Annotated in this window: 11 protein-coding genes; 9 read left to right on the top strand and 2 right to left on the bottom strand. The window is 44.6% G+C overall.

What is annotated here, in order from left to right:
• Positions 1-361: 361 nt before the first annotated feature.
• Complete coding sequence (locus IKW96_RS07830) at positions 362-739, bottom strand: hypothetical protein (RefSeq protein ID WP_296572826.1); 378 nt, start codon at positions 737-739, stop codon at positions 362-364.
• A gap of 379 nt (positions 740-1,118) precedes the next feature.
• Between IKW96_RS07830 and IKW96_RS07825 the strand changes: the two genes are divergently transcribed.
• From IKW96_RS07825 to IKW96_RS07785, 9 genes are all read left to right on the top strand, one after another.
• Complete coding sequence (locus tag IKW96_RS07825) at positions 1,119-3,347, top strand: bifunctional diguanylate cyclase/phosphodiesterase (protein ID WP_296572823.1); 2,229 nt, start codon at positions 1,119-1,121, stop codon at positions 3,345-3,347.
• Positions 3,348-3,682: 335 nt separating this feature from the next.
• Positions 3,683-5,146 (top strand): dockerin type I repeat-containing protein, encoded by a 1,464-nt coding sequence (locus tag IKW96_RS07820; protein WP_296572820.1) that lies wholly within the window; start codon positions 3,683-3,685, stop codon positions 5,144-5,146.
• Between the two features lie 57 nt (positions 5,147-5,203).
• The gene (locus IKW96_RS07815) at positions 5,204-5,692 is read left to right on the top strand and encodes a hypothetical protein (protein ID WP_296572817.1); all 489 of its coding nucleotides are present in this window, start codon (positions 5,204-5,206) and stop codon (positions 5,690-5,692) included.
• Between the two features lie 245 nt (positions 5,693-5,937).
• Positions 5,938-6,834 (top strand): ABC transporter ATP-binding protein, encoded by an 897-nt coding sequence (locus IKW96_RS07810; RefSeq protein ID WP_296572815.1) that lies wholly within the window; start codon positions 5,938-5,940, stop codon positions 6,832-6,834.
• On the top strand, positions 6,834-8,063 hold the full coding sequence (locus IKW96_RS07805; protein ID WP_296572813.1) for an ABC transporter permease: 1,230 nt from the start codon (positions 6,834-6,836) through the stop codon (positions 8,061-8,063). Before IKW96_RS07810 ends, IKW96_RS07805 begins: the two co-directional genes overlap by 1 nt.
• Positions 8,014-8,643 carry a hypothetical protein gene (locus tag IKW96_RS07800; RefSeq protein ID WP_296572811.1) on the top strand — a complete coding sequence of 210 codons (630 nt, stop codon included), beginning with the start codon at positions 8,014-8,016 and terminating at the stop codon, positions 8,641-8,643. Before IKW96_RS07805 ends, IKW96_RS07800 begins: the two co-directional genes overlap by 50 nt.
• 61 nt (positions 8,644-8,704) lie before the next feature.
• Complete coding sequence (locus tag IKW96_RS07795; protein ID WP_296572807.1) at positions 8,705-9,376, top strand: response regulator transcription factor; 672 nt, start codon at positions 8,705-8,707, stop codon at positions 9,374-9,376.
• Complete coding sequence (locus IKW96_RS07790) at positions 9,364-10,482, top strand: HAMP domain-containing sensor histidine kinase (RefSeq protein WP_296572804.1); 1,119 nt, start codon at positions 9,364-9,366, stop codon at positions 10,480-10,482. Before IKW96_RS07795 ends, IKW96_RS07790 begins: the two co-directional genes overlap by 13 nt.
• A 388-nt stretch (positions 10,483-10,870) precedes the next feature.
• A complete protein-coding gene (locus tag IKW96_RS07785) occupies positions 10,871-14,785 on the top strand; it encodes a leucine-rich repeat protein (RefSeq protein WP_296572765.1) in 3,915 nt (1,304 codons plus the stop codon).
• A 408-nt stretch (positions 14,786-15,193) separates the two neighbouring features.
• Here IKW96_RS07785 and IKW96_RS07780 read toward each other — a convergent pair.
• Positions 15,194-16,297: glycoside hydrolase family 3 C-terminal domain-containing protein (locus IKW96_RS07780; protein ID WP_296572763.1), on the bottom strand; the 1,104-nt coding region annotated here is incomplete at its 5' end.

Here is a 16,297-nt window from a genome sequence, read left to right as displayed (position 1 = left end):
AAAAAGTAAACTGAAAGATAGTCGGCGGAGTATTAATTTATGGCTGTGCGTTGTTCACGATGTACGGAGTATCGCTAATAGCCAAAAGAACTGATAACGATGCAATGTCCATAGCTATTACAGATATGGAAAATGAAATACAAATCGTGATACTTAATGCATGCCATTGCGAAACAACTTAAACTAAGTTATTCGGAAGATGTTTTATTGAATAAAAAAAGGCGGCAAAGCCGCCTTTTTTACATATTATGCTGTGAATATGAGAGGTGTGACAGTATTGCAACTGTGAATGATCTGTATTATAGATTTCACCATGATATATTCGTTTGCTTTGATAAATAATATTTTTGACTTTTTAGGATCAGGAAATGATATCATTGTAATTTACCCAGCCCTTATCATAGGTTGAATAGAGCCAGGTGCCGTTCATATGGCTGTATCCCGAATCGGCACTGAAATTATAGCAGGCTACCTTTTCAAAATACACCTTTTTTCCGTAAGTACGCTTCTTGACCGAAGCAACTACCTTAGCGTTCTTTGACGGGCTTTCTCTGAACTTTGTGCCTGCCTTTACGTCAGCTCTGTAAGAAATGTCATAACAGCAGCACGGTATATATTCTGCTGATGCCGTAACAGCGGATTCATTGGTCACATACTTTGCTGAAGCGGGAACTGTTACTGCCCCCATCATGGCAAAAGCAGCGATAAAAGCGGAAACTCTTCGTTTGATGTTTGTCATATTGATTACCTCCGTAATTCTTGATCTTATTCTGGATCTGAAGTATATTAAATAGTTCGGCGCCTGAACTCTTTAATCGTTTCAGGGCAATTCGATATATGGATTGTCCTTTCATAAATAACAATCGCAGCAGGGAAACAAAGTGTTACATTTCTGGAAAAAATTTTAAAAAAAGTTTTACGTAAAGATCTTTCACTGTATTATGAGCGGTAATTGTATTAACGCACAAAATCTCATTTGCAACTTTGTATGAACTGCCTATTTTTTGTTCGGGTTTGTAAACTTTAATTACAGTTTATTGAAGCAGTTGGGTAAAAATGGTAAAATAGAACTAAGAATACAGGATAGATGTTCTTTTATAATCAGGGGGGATCATATCATGAGATTCCGTGCAATTGTTGACAGTATCGGGAAAGCTGCTTGTGTAATATCAGTTGAAAAAATAGATTACGATACATATGGAAAAATCAGGATAGTTACGGGAAATCAGGCTTATGTAGACACGATCGAAAGACCTGTAGACGGAATGAGTATGCTGAAGCGAAAATTCGTACCGAATTCCGAATACTGCGATTATGTGGAAAGAGACCTGAATTTTGAAGAGGCCTGTTATGAAGCGGCTGTGCAGAAGAAATGCGTTCACTCCTATGCACATCCTACAAGATTCGATATATGGTTCGATATGTCGTTCGTACCGCTGTATTCAGACGACGGCAACATATGCTATTGCCTGTATATCGTTGATGTTGATCTGAAGCCGGATGCAAAGAGAATGGCAAAGCCTTCGGGAAACATAGCCTCTTATGTGCTCGAGACCTGTATTAAGCTGCAGAATCCCGATGATTTTCAGCAGGCAATGAAAGAGGTATGCTCTGATATCCGCGATCTATGCGAATCCGAGCATTGCTGTATCCTGCTAATGGATACTGCGAACAGAAAGTGTTCCGTACTGTGCGAAGCCTTTTCAAAGGATACGGATCTTCTTCCTATGGACAGATACGTGGACGACGCCTTTTACGATATTGCCTATTCGTGGCTGGACACCCTTGCGGGAAGCAACTGTCTGATAGTAAAAAACGAGCGCGATATGGAAGTTGTCAGGGAACGCAATCCCATATGGCATAATTCCATTACAAGTGCAGGCGGTAAAACGATAGTACTGTTTCCGCTTATGTTCAAAAATGAACTGTTGGGCTACATATGGGCTATCAATTTCAGCGATGATAAAGTCAGCACTATCAAGGAAACACTGGAACTGACTACGTTTATCCTTGCGTCTGAGCTTTACAGCAACAGAATGGTCGAGCACCTCAGGTATCTGAGCTATACCGACGCGCTTACGAAACTTCCGAATCGTTTTGCAAGCTCGGATTATGTTGCCGACCTTGTCAGACGGGAAGAAAGATTTACCGTAGTCTCGATAGATCTCAATCATTTTAAGAGTATCAATGACGCATTGGGATTCAAGGCAGGAAACAAGGTGCTGACCGAAGTCTCAAAGCGCTGGAAAGCCATTTCCGATAACAGGAGTTCGGGATATACGGACTACATGACCCGTCTGAACGGCGATGAGTTTCTGCTTATTATTCACGGATACAGTTCCGATGAAGAGCTGAGAAGCATTATTGCACGATATGCCGACGCTCTCAATGAAAGTCTGACTGTGGACGGCTGTGATATTTACATAACGGCAAGCTTCGGATATGCTGAGTATCCTACGGACGCAAGTACGGCTGATTCACTTTTATCGCACGCGGATCTTGCTATGAATGAGATTAAAAAAGCCAACAGCAGCGATCATATCCTTAGGTATTCTTCCGATATCCTCAAAAATGAGCGTACTCTTGAAATCGAGAACATAATACGCAAAGCCCTGAAAAATGAAACGATATACTTCAATTTACAGCCGCAGTATGACATGGAACACAAGCTTCGCGGCTTTGAAGCACTTGCACGTATGAAGGACTCTGACGGAAACTTCATTTCTCCGGGAGAGTTCATACCCGTTGCGGAAAAAGTCGGTCTTATTGATAAGGTAGACAGTATGGTTTTCAGGAAAGCTACGGATTTTTTCAGCAGCCTTGTGAAAAAAACAGGATTTGATCTGACTCTGAGCCTTAATGCTTCGGCAAGACACCTTATGAAAAAAGGTTTCCTTGAGGAGATAAGGGAGCTCATAAATAAAAGCGGTATCGCTTCGATCCAGATCGAGATAGAGATAACCGAATCCATACTTATCGACTCGGCTGATAAGGCTCTGGATTGTATAAATGCCCTGAGAGAAATGGGCGTGAAAATTGCCATAGACGATTTCGGCACAGGCTATTCGTCTCTGAGCTATCTCAGCAAGATACCTGCAAATCTGCTGAAAATAGACAAGTCGTTTATTGATAAGATAAATACAAGCGAGTCCTCGAAGCAGTATGTTGCGGCGATGATCTCAATGGGACATATCATGGGACTTGACGTTATTTCGGAAGGCGTCGAGGAACAGGAACAGCTTGAAGCTCTTCGCACCATCGGCTGCGATTATGTGCAGGGCTTCATATGGGGACGTCCCATGTCGGCAGAGGACGCGGAAAAGCTCGTGAACGATATTATAGCATGATTTGATAGTGTCAGGTGACCGCCCTCAATCTGATATGCACCTCCAAAAGTGTCTAACTTTTGGGGTGCATATCAGATTGAGGGCGGTTTTTTTATAATTATGACATCTGAAGCTTGGAAACAAGTCCGTAAATACGCTGTTTTCCCAAGGATATTCCTCTTGCCGGAAAAAAACACAAAAAATTTTTTTCATTGATGTAACACTTGATATTTGCATTCCGATTGTTGTTTATGAAAGGTCGACCACAACAAAACGTTCCGCAAGGACACATCAAAACGCACATACAGGTTATTATGTGCAGATTATTATAAAAGAGAATATCGGAGGAAATCATTATGATCACCAAGAATATCGTTTCTGTTATTGCCGCACTCGGCATTATGCTTTCAGCAGCTCCCATCACATCAGCTTATGCAGCTGAGACAGCAACAGCTTCCGTAACATCAGAAGCTTCTGACGGAAATGTCAGCATAGAGCAGCTTGTCGGTCAGTGGAAATATCAGGTTTCTGATACTAACTATGATGTTGATATCAGCTCAAAGGACAATGGCACAGTTGTTATCAGCAAGGACGGAACATACACATATACAGATGTAAACGGAAAAACTTCAACAGGTACAGTAAAGCTCGGTTTTGAGACTATCGGAAGCACGACCTTACAGACAGTTGACTTCTATGAGGGCTCAGAGCATAAATTCGGCGGTTATTACCGTCAGAACGATCCCGACGCATTATATATGGGAAATAACCGTATTTCACGTCTTGTCCGCAAGGGTTCGGCAGAAGTTAACCTAAATGATTTCCTGGGCAAGTGGAAATATCAGGAATCCAACGGCGGCTATCCTGTTGATATTTCCGCAAGAGAGAGCGGAACATTTGAGATCAGTGCAGACGGTACATATAAATACACTGATATTGACGGCAATACGAGCAAAGGCGAAGTAAAGGTCGGCGATGAGACTATCGGCGGCAAAATGTTTGCAGTTCTCAGATTTATCGAAGGTTCGGAGATAAAATATACCGCTACTTGCCTTAATGCAAGACCTGATGAGCTCTATCTCGGCAATTCCGGCAGAATACGCCTTGTGCGCGAGGCAGACAAAAAGTCTCTTAATACTCATGCTATTGAAAAAATGGAAGCTTACTCATTTTTTGACAGCCTTTTTGCAAGCGGAATTGCTCACAGTGACGAGGAAGCATTCAAAAAAGGTGATATAAGCTACTATGAAGTCACTGATTTTTCATTATTCAAGTCAATTGAAGAGCTGAAGGATATCATCGGAAAGAAATTCACAGGTGAAGTGAAAGACTACTTCATGAAGGAATGCGACGCACGTTTTGCTGAAAAAGACAATATTCTTTATGAATCAGACGGCAGAAGAGGCTCGCTGCTGTTCGATACAAGTGAGGGCGTTATGGTATCAGATGTTACCGCAGACAAATTCACGGCAACAACGGTTTTAAGCAATCAGATACAGGGCAAATGCAAAGCGGTATTTGTACTTGAAAACGGCAGCTGGAAGATGAGCAGCTTTACTACCGGCGACTTCAAAACCGAAAGCGCACCTGTTGTAAATCCTGTTGCTTCAGTTATCGGAGATGCCAACTGCGACGGTCAGGTCGATATGTCCGACGCTGTCCTTGTAATGCGGGCGCTTGCAAATCCGAATAAATACGGCGAGAATGGCACAGCAACGATACATCTTTCCGCACAGGGCAGAGCTAATGCAGATTCAGACGGCAATGGCCTGACAGTAGGGGACGCTCATACGATCCAGGAAAAGCTTCTTGATCTTTGATCACAAAGTGTACTCAATACTCGTCTGAAAACTAAATTGATATAAGGAGACAAAAAGATGGAAGGAAAAAGGGGAATATTATTAAAAAGAGTCATAATTTTCTTGATCGCTGTAGGAGTAATAATAGCGGCAGTTCCAACGTGGATAGTTGCTAAAAGGGCTTACTGCAATAAATTCTATGAAAATATGGACAATAAATGCAACGGAATAAGCGAGCTCGGCGATTATATCGACTACGGTATGCTGAGCAGCGACCTGAAAAAGCTGGTAGATAAAAACGACTTCAGATTTTCAAGCGATGAAGAAATGTTCTCATTCTGCGACAAATATAAGAATATGGACTATAAATACGAAATAAACGGCAGCTGGTCGGATTATTTCCCTACGGATAAAAGCAGCCTGTATGACAAATTGGCGCGGGAAGTAACTATTGACGGCGAAACATACAATATCTATATTTCCTTTGTTTTCAGGACAGGAACATTTTTCAGACCTGAAATCGTTGATCTCAGTACGAACGCTTACATATCCGACAAGCAGAAATAATGCTTTATTGATGACCTGTTATGAAAGCTCCCGAAAATGGCAGAAGTTCATTTTCGAGAGCTTTTTTGTGCAATACAGCGCATGGAACACTTTCTTGACCGTTTATACACAGACCGTGACGGAAATACGCGATGGGATACGGTGCAAAGCCGTCAGAAATATTTTTTGGATTGTTGTCTGAAATCAGATAAAAAGTTGAAATTCTCCTGTTATGATGTTTGTACAACAATGAAAGGAGTGTCTGTATGGACAAAAAAATAGTCATAAAAGGCATGAATAAATTCTACGGGAGAAAACAGGTGCTGTTTGATATAGACCTTACTATCGGGCAGGGTATGTTCGGCCTGCTCGGGCGTAACGGCGCGGGAAAAACTACGCTGATGAAGACTATCGCTGCTCTTCAGCCCAAAAAGAGCGGCGAGATAACTGTATGCGGTGTCCCCGTGAAAGAAGCGGCAAAGATACGCTCAATGACAGGCTATCTGCCCCAGGATTTTTCCATGTATCCGAATATGCGCACGGACGAGGCTCTTGACTACCTCGGTGCACTTTCGGGCATACCTGCCGCAGAGCGGAAAAAGAGGGTAGGATCGCTGCTGAAAAAAGTTAACCTGTATAATGACCGCTCCAAGAAGATAAAACAGCTCTCGGGCGGTATGAAGCGCAGACTCGGTATCGCACAGGCTCTGCTCCATGATCCTGAGGTGCTCATCGTTGATGAGCCGACCGCAGGTCTCGACCCCGAGGAGCGTATACGCTTCCGCAATCTGCTCTGCGAAACGGCTGAGGAGCGTATTGTCATACTCTCTACCCATATCGTCGGTGACGTGGAGTCCACCTGTGAGAATATAGCCATTATGGACGAGGGAAGGATACTATGGCATGGTACTGTCAGCGAGCTGATCGAAAATGCGCGCGGTCATATTTATACTGCCAATATAGAGAAGCGGTACATGGCTCAGATAAAGAAGGAATACATCGTTACAGGAATGGTGTCGCAGGCTGAATACACGACTGTCACTATCGTTTCCGATTCTGAGCCCGACCTGCCGAATGCAGTTCTGACCGAGCCTGACATCGAGGGGGCATATATGTACTGCCTGCGCTCGAATGGCTGCGATATGAAAGGCGGTGATGAGTAATGCTGTTCAGGCATGAATGCAAAAAAATACTGCGCTCGGCAGCATTCATCGTGTACTGCATACTGTCGCTGCTGTTCTTCTTCACGAACTACTTCTCCGATTGCACCGGCAAAGAGGATGTCGGAAGAGATGGACTCGTTGCGGTCGAGGATCATGACCTGATCATGGAAGGTGCGCTGAATTCGCTTATGGAGGATTACAATTCAAACAAGTATATATGCTACCCGTACGGATACTATAAGGCTGTCCGCCTGAAAGGCAGCAAGCGCGACAAGATCAGGGAATACCTGAAAGAGATAACAGGTACCGACGAAAAAGGTTTTGAGGAACTTCTTGATAAGGGGGAGGCCTATTACGAAGGATACTCGGCAGAGGCGCAGTACGGATATCATGATATACCCGTAAAGGAGAATTTTTCATACGACAGGTTCAGGGAGATAATGGGTGATGTTGATGATATGCTGGGCGGAGGCTCTGTGTACAGACCTGACAATCTCATGTATTCGTTTTCGCTCGTTCCCATGTCCGAGGAGCAAATACAGGCAGAGCAGGACGGCTTCTACAAGGAAGACAGGATCACGCGCGGACTTGCAAGGCTTTTCTGCGATTACACAGGTATAATCCTTGCGATACTTCCAGTATTCGTTGCTGCGTGGCTGACTGCTGCAGACAAAAAACGCCGCATGGAGGAGCTTGTCTACACGAGGAAAACGTCTTCGGTAAAGCTGGTGTTCACGCGGTATGCTGCTCTTCTGTGCACGATGTTTGTCCCCGTTTTCGCGGAAATGGTCGTTGCGCTGCTGGAGGCGCTTTCGGTATACAAGGGAGAGTCAATGGATATGCTTGCATTTTTCAAGCTCCCAACGGTATGGCTGCTGCCTAACCTTATGTTCACCACGGCGCTGGGAGTACTTCTCACTGAAATATTCTCGTCGGCTTTCGCGATACTCACGCAGACCGTTGTATGGTTCTACAGTGTAATGATAGGATTCGGGCAGCTTGCGGGAAGGATAGGCAGATTCACTCTTGTGTGCCGTCACAACACTCCTATGGAAAGAAACGTATTCCTAGAAAGCCGGAACAATTTCATTTTCAGCCGCATCTTCTGGACTGTTGTATCGCTTTTGATAATGCTGCTGGCGGCTGTGGTATACAATGCAGAGAGAGGGGGACGCTTCAATGGCATCAGGCTGTTTGGCAAGGATAGTATATTCAGACGTAAAGCATAATTTCCTGCCGCATTACGCTGCTGCCGTGGGAGTGCTGGCCGTATCCCCGCTTGTATTCGGACTCACTGAGCTCAGCGGCAGGCTGGCGGCACAGCCGCTCGAGATAATACCGCTCCTGACAGGGATAATCCTGTTCACGCCCATACTTGCTCCGGAGCAGAATGAGTGTATACTCGAAACTGTACGTGCCAAAAAGATGAGTCGTCATATCGTGACGGGACTGAGGATACTCTGCTCGGCTGTGCTGCTTGCTGTACTGACAGGAGCGCTCGGCGGCTATATGCGGTACAATGAATGCAGCGTCACACTGAAAATGTGTTTGGGAGCTTTCGCGGGAGCCTTTGCGATAGGGGCTCTCGGCTTCTCAGCTGCGGCAGTTACGGATAACCCCGTTATCGGTTATATGGTTTCGCTGATGTACTTCATGATGAATCTATTCATGCACAGGGAACTCGGAAAATTCTGCCTCATGTCCATGACCTACGGCATAAAGGGCTGCAAGCCGGTGGCAGCGGCAACAGGAGCGTTCCTTATAGCTGCGGCTATGATATATCGCAGAATAGCAAAGAATGAGAGATGATACCTCCGCGGCTTGCTATTCCTGACGCAATTTGCTATAATATATGCAAGGAAGTGAAGCCATGTACAAAATTCTCGTTGCTGACGACGAAAAGGACGTTGTGAGCCTGCTCAGGGACTACCTTGAGCTCAACGGCTACTGCGTGTTCACAGCATATAACGGAGTTGAGGCTGTTGAAGCTGCCTCGAACGCTCCCGACCTGATACTGCTCGATGTCAATATGCCCGGAATGGACGGATTTGAGGTGTGCTCGCGGCTCAGGGAGCATATAAACTGTCCCATTCTGTTCCTCACTGCGCGGGTGGAGGATTCCGACAAGATAAGCGGCTTTGCCGCAGGCGGCGACGACTACATCATCAAGCCGTTTTCGCTTGACGAGCTCGGTGCACGTATCGCCGCACATATCCGACGTGAGCAGCGCTCGGCTGCTTCGGCAAATGTTCGGTTCTTCGGCAATATCGTTATCAACTACACAGAGAAAACGGTCAGGGTGGGGAATGATGATATCGACCTTACAAAGAAGGAATACGGCATCGTCGAGCTTCTCTCGGTAAATATGGGACAGGTGTTCGACAAGGAACGTATATATGAGAAAATATGGGGTTATGACGCCGACGGCGACAGCTCGGTCGTCGCGGAGCATATTCGCCGACTGAGGGCAAAGCTCGCAAAATACGGTGAAGAATCACACCTCGGGACTGTATGGGGTATGGGGTATAAATGGATAAAATGAGAAAAAGGACGCTGATGTCCGCACTGATAAAAAGTCTTTTTCCCTGTATAGTCGTGTGCGCAGCAGGCAGCTTTGTTATCGAGGCTGTAACGTCATATCTGCAGGCATGGTGCATAAGCGTATTCGACAGTAAAGGACTGTATGAAAAGAACGCCGTTGCAGACAGATTCTATATGATATCGCAGCTGCTCTATTATTCCAGGATAGTGCTTGTACCGCTGTGGTCGGCGCTCTGTCTGCTTGTGACCGCAAGAGTTTACCTGCACAGGGAGATAGAGCCTCCTGTGGATACATTGATAAAAGCTTCCGACAGGATAAGGAATGACGACCTTGATTTCAGGGTCGAATGTGCAACAGACAACGAACTTGGCAGGCTTTGCGCCTCATTCGAGGAAATGCGGCAAGACCTCTACGACAGCAACTATACGTTATGGAAAGCCCTTGAAGAGAGAAAAAGGCTCAACTCTGCATTCTCGCATGACCTCCGCACGCCTATTACCGTGCTGAGCGGCTATATGGAGCTGATAAGACAGTGCGGAGAAAAGCTTTCTGCTGAGAAACAGCTGGAGATAATGGCGAAAATGGAAGGTCAGATCGAAAGGCTCAAAAGTTACACCGAGAAAATGAGCGGCGTAAACAAGCTCGAGGATATTATCCCCGACGTCAGGCCTGTTACGTTCGGTGAACTTTGCAGGCAGATCGCTGAGAGCGGAAAACTGCTGTGCGGAGAGAAGTTCAGCTTTGACGCTGTCGGCAATACCGAAAGTATCGTTTATACCGACTCCGAGCTGCTGATGGAGGTGTTCCTTAATCTCGCGGCGAATGCGCTGAACTACTCGGAAACGTATGTGAAATGCCGTGCGGAACTCGGCTCAGCTTCGCTCAGGATAGTTGTCGAGGACGATGGCTGCGGCTTCTCCGAAGACGCTATAAGGCAGGCATGGAAACCTTTCTACCGTGATGAAAACGAGAAGGACAAAACGCATTTCGGTCTCGGACTTTACATTTGCTGGCTGCTCTGCCGAAAGCTCGGCGGCGGCATAACTATCGAAAATGCTGCGTGCGGCGGAGGCTTGGTCGCAGCGGAGATCAATATATTGCAGTGAATGAAACAGCTCCTGTCCCATGAGGACAGGAGCATTTTTGAATTCTGACTCCAGATACAAAAGAGATCGAAAGGCTTTAGCTGTCTTCAGCAGAAAAAACATAATTGAATTTATGGAACAAATGATAAAAAGAAAAGCCGATGGAAGCATATTTGCCCTGCACTGAAAAACAGCCGGAACAGACACTGAATCCGTTTAAGAGTTCATAAGAAATTAAGATAAAATACTATGATTTTATAGCTAAAAAGTTGCACAAACGGTTACTGTTTGCACTATATGTATTTCATATTATTAACAAAATTCAATAAATAATATTTATTTTTTCAGAAAAATATATTATAATATATATCGGTATAAATACCGCAAATATGATAGAATGGTGGAAAAAATGATGAAGAAAAAAACAAAAAGATTTTTGGCATCGATCACAGCTGCAGCAGCTATCAGCTCCGTATGCTGTGCTCCTCTTGCAGACATGGGCATCAGGCTGCCGATAACAGCTCTCGAGGTTCACGCTGCTGCAACTAAGACAAGCGGCGATTATCAGTACACCCTCGAAAAATTTGGTGCTGTGATCACTAAGTATACGGGTACCGATTCCGTAGTCACCATACCTGACAAGCTTGACGGCTATACGGTATGCGGTATCGGAAAGGATGCTTTTGAAAGCAATAAGACACTGACATCAGTCATTTTGCCTTCAGGCATACTGACTATCGGAGTCAATGCATTTTACAATTGTGAAGCTCTTACAGGCGTAAGCTTCAACGAGGGACTTACAACTATAGAAGATTACGCATTTAAAAAAACAGCTCTTACCGAAGTAGCTCTCCCGTCTACACTTGAAACTGCTACATATGCTTTTGACGGCTGCCCTATCACCAAAGCTTCGTTTGCTAAGGGTGCAAAGGAAATTCCAAAACGTATATTCTATAACTGTACAAAGCTTACAGATGTTAATGTTCCTGATACGATCACATCTATCGGAAACTGTTCTTTCTATAACTGTTCTTCGCTCAAAAAGTACACATTCAATGAGGGGCTCAGAGATATTGACGGATATGCTTTCTCAGGTACAGGTATTACCGAAGTAGCTCTCCCGTCCACACTTGAAACTGCTACATATGCTTTCGATGGCTTAGATATCACAAAGGCTTCATTTGCTAAGGGTGCAAAGACAGTTCCGAGGCGTATATTCTATAACTGTACAAAGCTTACTGATATCACTCTTCCGGATACCGTTACATCTATCGGTAACTGTGCTTTCGCTGACTGTACTTCTCTCAAGAAATTCACTTTCCACGAGGGTCTCAGAGATATTGACGGATATGCTTTCTCAGGTACAGGTATTACCGAGGTTTCTCTCCCGTCTACACTTGAAACAGCTGCATACGCTTTCGACGGTACAGATATCACAAAGGCAACATTTGCAGACGGTGCCAAGAACGTTCCGAACCGTACATTCCAGAACTGCCGCAAGCTTACTGATATCACTCTTCCGGATACCGTTACATCTATCGGAAACTGCGCTTTTGCTGACTGTACTTCTCTCAAGAAATTCACCTTCCACGAGGGCCTCAGAGATATTGACGGATATGCTTTCTCAGGCGCAGGTATTACCGAGGTTTCCCTCCCGTCTACGCTTGAGACTGCCGCATACGCATTCAGCGAAAGCAATGTTGCTAAAGCGACTTTCGTCGACGGAACAAAGAAAATTCCGGCCCGAATATTTGAAAAATGCATTCTGCTTAAGGAAGTTACTCTGCCCGATTCATTAACAACTATTGACAGCAATGCATTTTCGTACTGCACACATCTCAGAAGCATCAAGTTCCCGTCGGCGATCACATCCATTGATTCATATGCATTCTACAAATCGGGACTCAGATCCCTTGAACTCCCCGACAGCGTTACAGAAGCAGATGCAGGCGCATTTAGCAATTGTAAGGACCTCAAAACAGTTAGTATCGGCTCGGGTCTTGATAAACTGAAGGAAAGTCTTTTTGAAAACTGTACTTCACTTGAAAAAGTAACCCTGACCGCTAAAAAATGCGAGGCAGGAAGCAAGGCGTTCAAAAACTGCCGCAGTCTCTCGGCTCTTGACTACTCAAAGACTGAGTTTTCTTTCGATACTTCAACATTTGAAAAGTGCTATTCTCTCAAGGATATGAGCCTCATCTTCCTCAAGCGTCCCGATTCGGCCATGACTATCTCAACAGAAAAGGCTGCTGTAAACGGCACTGTTGATTTTACAGTTGATTTTGACGTTATTGCAGGTCATTACTCGGCTGATACCGATTTCACACTTGAACTTACTATCCCCGAGGGAGTGACCATTCTCCCCGACACATTCAAAACAAATTCGGGAGCTGTTGACTTCAGCACAGTTACTGAATTGAAAATACCATATGAAAAGTCAAAGGGCAAGCTTACATTCTCTGCAAGAGCTACAGAACCAGGCGCATATGACATTGACGCAGACCTTATATTCAAGGACGCAGACGAGAATGAAGGAACAAGAAAAGAAGCTATCCACTCTGTAAGATTTACTGCGGATATCCTCAGTCTCAGCGCTCCCGGAACTGTAAACAGCTTAAAGACAAAGGTAAGCGGTACAGGTCCTAAGGGTCAGAAGATAGAGGTATACCTTGGTGACAAGCTCATAGGCGAGCCTGTTGCAGACGCAAATACAGGCAGGTACGAGCTTGAAATAGAGCTCCCAGACAGCAAGGACGGCACATCGTTCGTACTCAAGGCTAAGTACGGCGATTACTCGACCTCTGACCACATTCTTGTATATTCAAAGGAAGAGCCTGTAATAAACGGCATCAAGATCGGTATCAATGGCAACGATGCAGGTACTGATATCACAGGTATATTCACAAAGTGCAAATCTCCTGTAATGTATCTCGATCCGAGCAAAGATTTTTCATTTGCTCTCGACATTGCAAACAGCGAGAACGTTGACAGGGTATTCATCACCAGCAAAAAGGACGACGATATCTCAAAGCTCGAAGCTAAATACGACGAAAAGAGCAAATTATGGTGTGTAAAGGGTAAGTTTGACGGCCAAAACAACTATGTTCCCGGAGAACTCAACGTCGTTGTAATATCCAAGGCAAAGGCTGACGCATTAAAGGAAGCCAAAAAGGATATCGACTTTACAGACTGCTACTTCTCACGTTCAGGCATTATCAGATTTATCATCGACCCGTCTGGTATCGTATATGAGGGAGCTCCTTCAAATGCAGTAAAGGGCGCTGAGATGACCATCTACTACATGGACGAAGAGGGCAAGGCTGTTGCATGGGACGGTACTGATTTCGACCAGAATAACCCATTACTTACAGATGAATTCGGTGCTTACGTCTGGGACGTTCCCGAAGGAGACTGGAAGGTAGTATGCAAGGCTGAGGGCTTTGATACAATGGAGAGCAACTGGATAGCAATCCCGCCTGTTCATAATGATATCAACTTTGCACTTGTAAGCAATGAAGCTCCGAAGGTAACTGATATCTCCTACGACGGAAAGAATATCAATCTTCAGTTCAGCAAGTATATGCTTCCAGCAACTGTCAGCGAGAATACTGTTTCTCTCAATGCAGGCAGCGATATAAAGATAACTCCCGATTATCATGTAAACAGTGAAGAAACTACTGACACATTCATAATAAGCGGTGATTTCAGCGATGTTTATGATGTCAAGGTAAGCGTTTCAGAGAGATGCCACAGCTATTCAGATGCAGCAGCAGTACCTTTCGAGAAGACTGTACATATCAAGGATGATCCTAACGCAACAACAACAACTACTACCACTACTACAACCACAACCACTACAACTACAACAGCAAAGCCTACTACAACTACCACAACAGCTGCTACAACTATAACAGCAAAGCCTACTACAACTACCACAACAGCTTCTACAACTACAACGGCTAAGCCTACAGCAACTACCACAACAGCTGCCACAACTACAACTGCCAAGACCACAACCGTAACAACTACTACAGCTCCGACAACCACTACAACTGCACCTGTAACTAAAAAGGCTCTCGGTGATATAGACGGAAACGGCATACTCGACGCAGTTGACGCTTCCAAGATACTCGGAAGCTATGCGAAGTATTCAACAGGCGCTGCAAAGCCTACTCAGGAAGATCTGGACATCTGCGATGTCAATAAAAACGGATTTATCGACGCAGTTGATGCTTCACAGGTACTTTCGTACTACGCATACTTATCTACAGCAAAGGACAGCATCGTCCCGTTTGAGGATTTTCTCAAAAAAGATAATAAGTAATTAAGGAAAAACAGTCACAGATTCATAAACAATCCTGTGACTGTTTTTTATAACTGTTAAGCTTTTGGAATCATCTGTTTCCGTTGTTGAGCCTGAACATGATTTCATTCGTAAATGCGGGATTTCTTTCTCTGAAATTATGAAAATCATTCTTGGCTTATCAATTGCTTCAATGATATTTCAGCATGACCATGTCAAAAAGCCGGCGCAACGTATAGATTTTCCACTTTTCCGAAAACACCAAATGCGAATATCATACAATAACAAAATGCATGATGAAAAATGAGCAATAGAAATAAGAAAGACTCGCGGAAAGATAGTCAGCGGAGCATTACTGTGCGGCTGTTCGCTGTTCACGCGATAAATGCCATATTTTTCTCCTGATATTACCTGTTTACTCACCTGGTATCAGGAAAACAGAGCCTCATAATATTCGGGAGTTCTTCCCTGTTCGCTTGTGGTCGTATATATAAAGCAAATTAGGTCGTCGTCAAGCTTTTTCATATAGAAAGAATCAAAAGCCTTGCCGTCCCAATAATAAACTACATCTCTGTAATATTCCTCGTTTCCGAGCTTGACCTTTTCACGTTTCTTCCAGTCTCCCTTGTCACCATCGTTTGTGATCTGTTCATCTACCCAATTCTTGCAGTAGTCAAGAACATCTTCCGCAGAAACTTCGGGAGAATCGGGGAAACCGATCTTAGTATTTACAAAGAATACCATTATGGCTTCTTTTGCACTTCCGAACTGTGCGTCACTTATCTGTGCCATTTCACGTCTGATCTCTTCTTCATCTGTAAGCTGGGCAATATATTCTTTTTTCTGCTCTGTATCAATAGGATAATTCTTAAGATTACCGGGAACATTCAATGTGATTTTAGCGTAATCATTGACATATACCCCGTCCTTGAAAAGACCAACGGTATAGTTCGTATCTACAGTGGCAGGATCAGGTTCAGCTGCATTCGGAGGATCAAGAAGGGTTTCAGGCTCATCATTAGCCTTGAAATCACTGCCGTAGCTGAGTCCGTAACCCTTTTCCAGCCAGCACTTGTCAGTGCGGATCTGATCCAGAGAGCTGTACCACGGCGCAGGCAGCTTACCCTTGAAGTCAGCACAGCCGCAGAGTACATCGGATATGCCCTTACCTTCCGAACCGGGTAGATAGCACATTACAACGCTGTCCCACTGATCGTATATTCTCGGATTTATGAGAACCTGTCTGCCTGCAACGATACAGGTTACAATAGGCTTGCCAAGATCCTTGGCTTCCTGTCGTGCCTCAGAATTGCCGTCAAGTCCAAGTTCGCCGAAAAGGTTCATATCCTCAGTATCGCCGTTCCACTCGGCATATGCCTGCTCACCCAAACAAAGCAGTACAACATCAGCTTTGTCTGCTTCTTCTTTATCTGTTATTACTTCTATGCCGTAATCTTCAGCGTATCTCTCAAAAGCTTCAAGTATTGTTGTAACACCGGGAACGTCCTTGGAAGATGCACCGTTCCAGTCCAT

It is taken from the genome of Ruminococcus sp., assembly GCF_017549005.1.
Lineage (GTDB): Bacteria > Bacillota > Clostridia > Oscillospirales > Ruminococcaceae > Ruminococcus.
The sequence above is the reverse complement of the archived record's forward strand: the minus strand, read 5'-3'. Positions and strand labels throughout refer to the sequence as shown.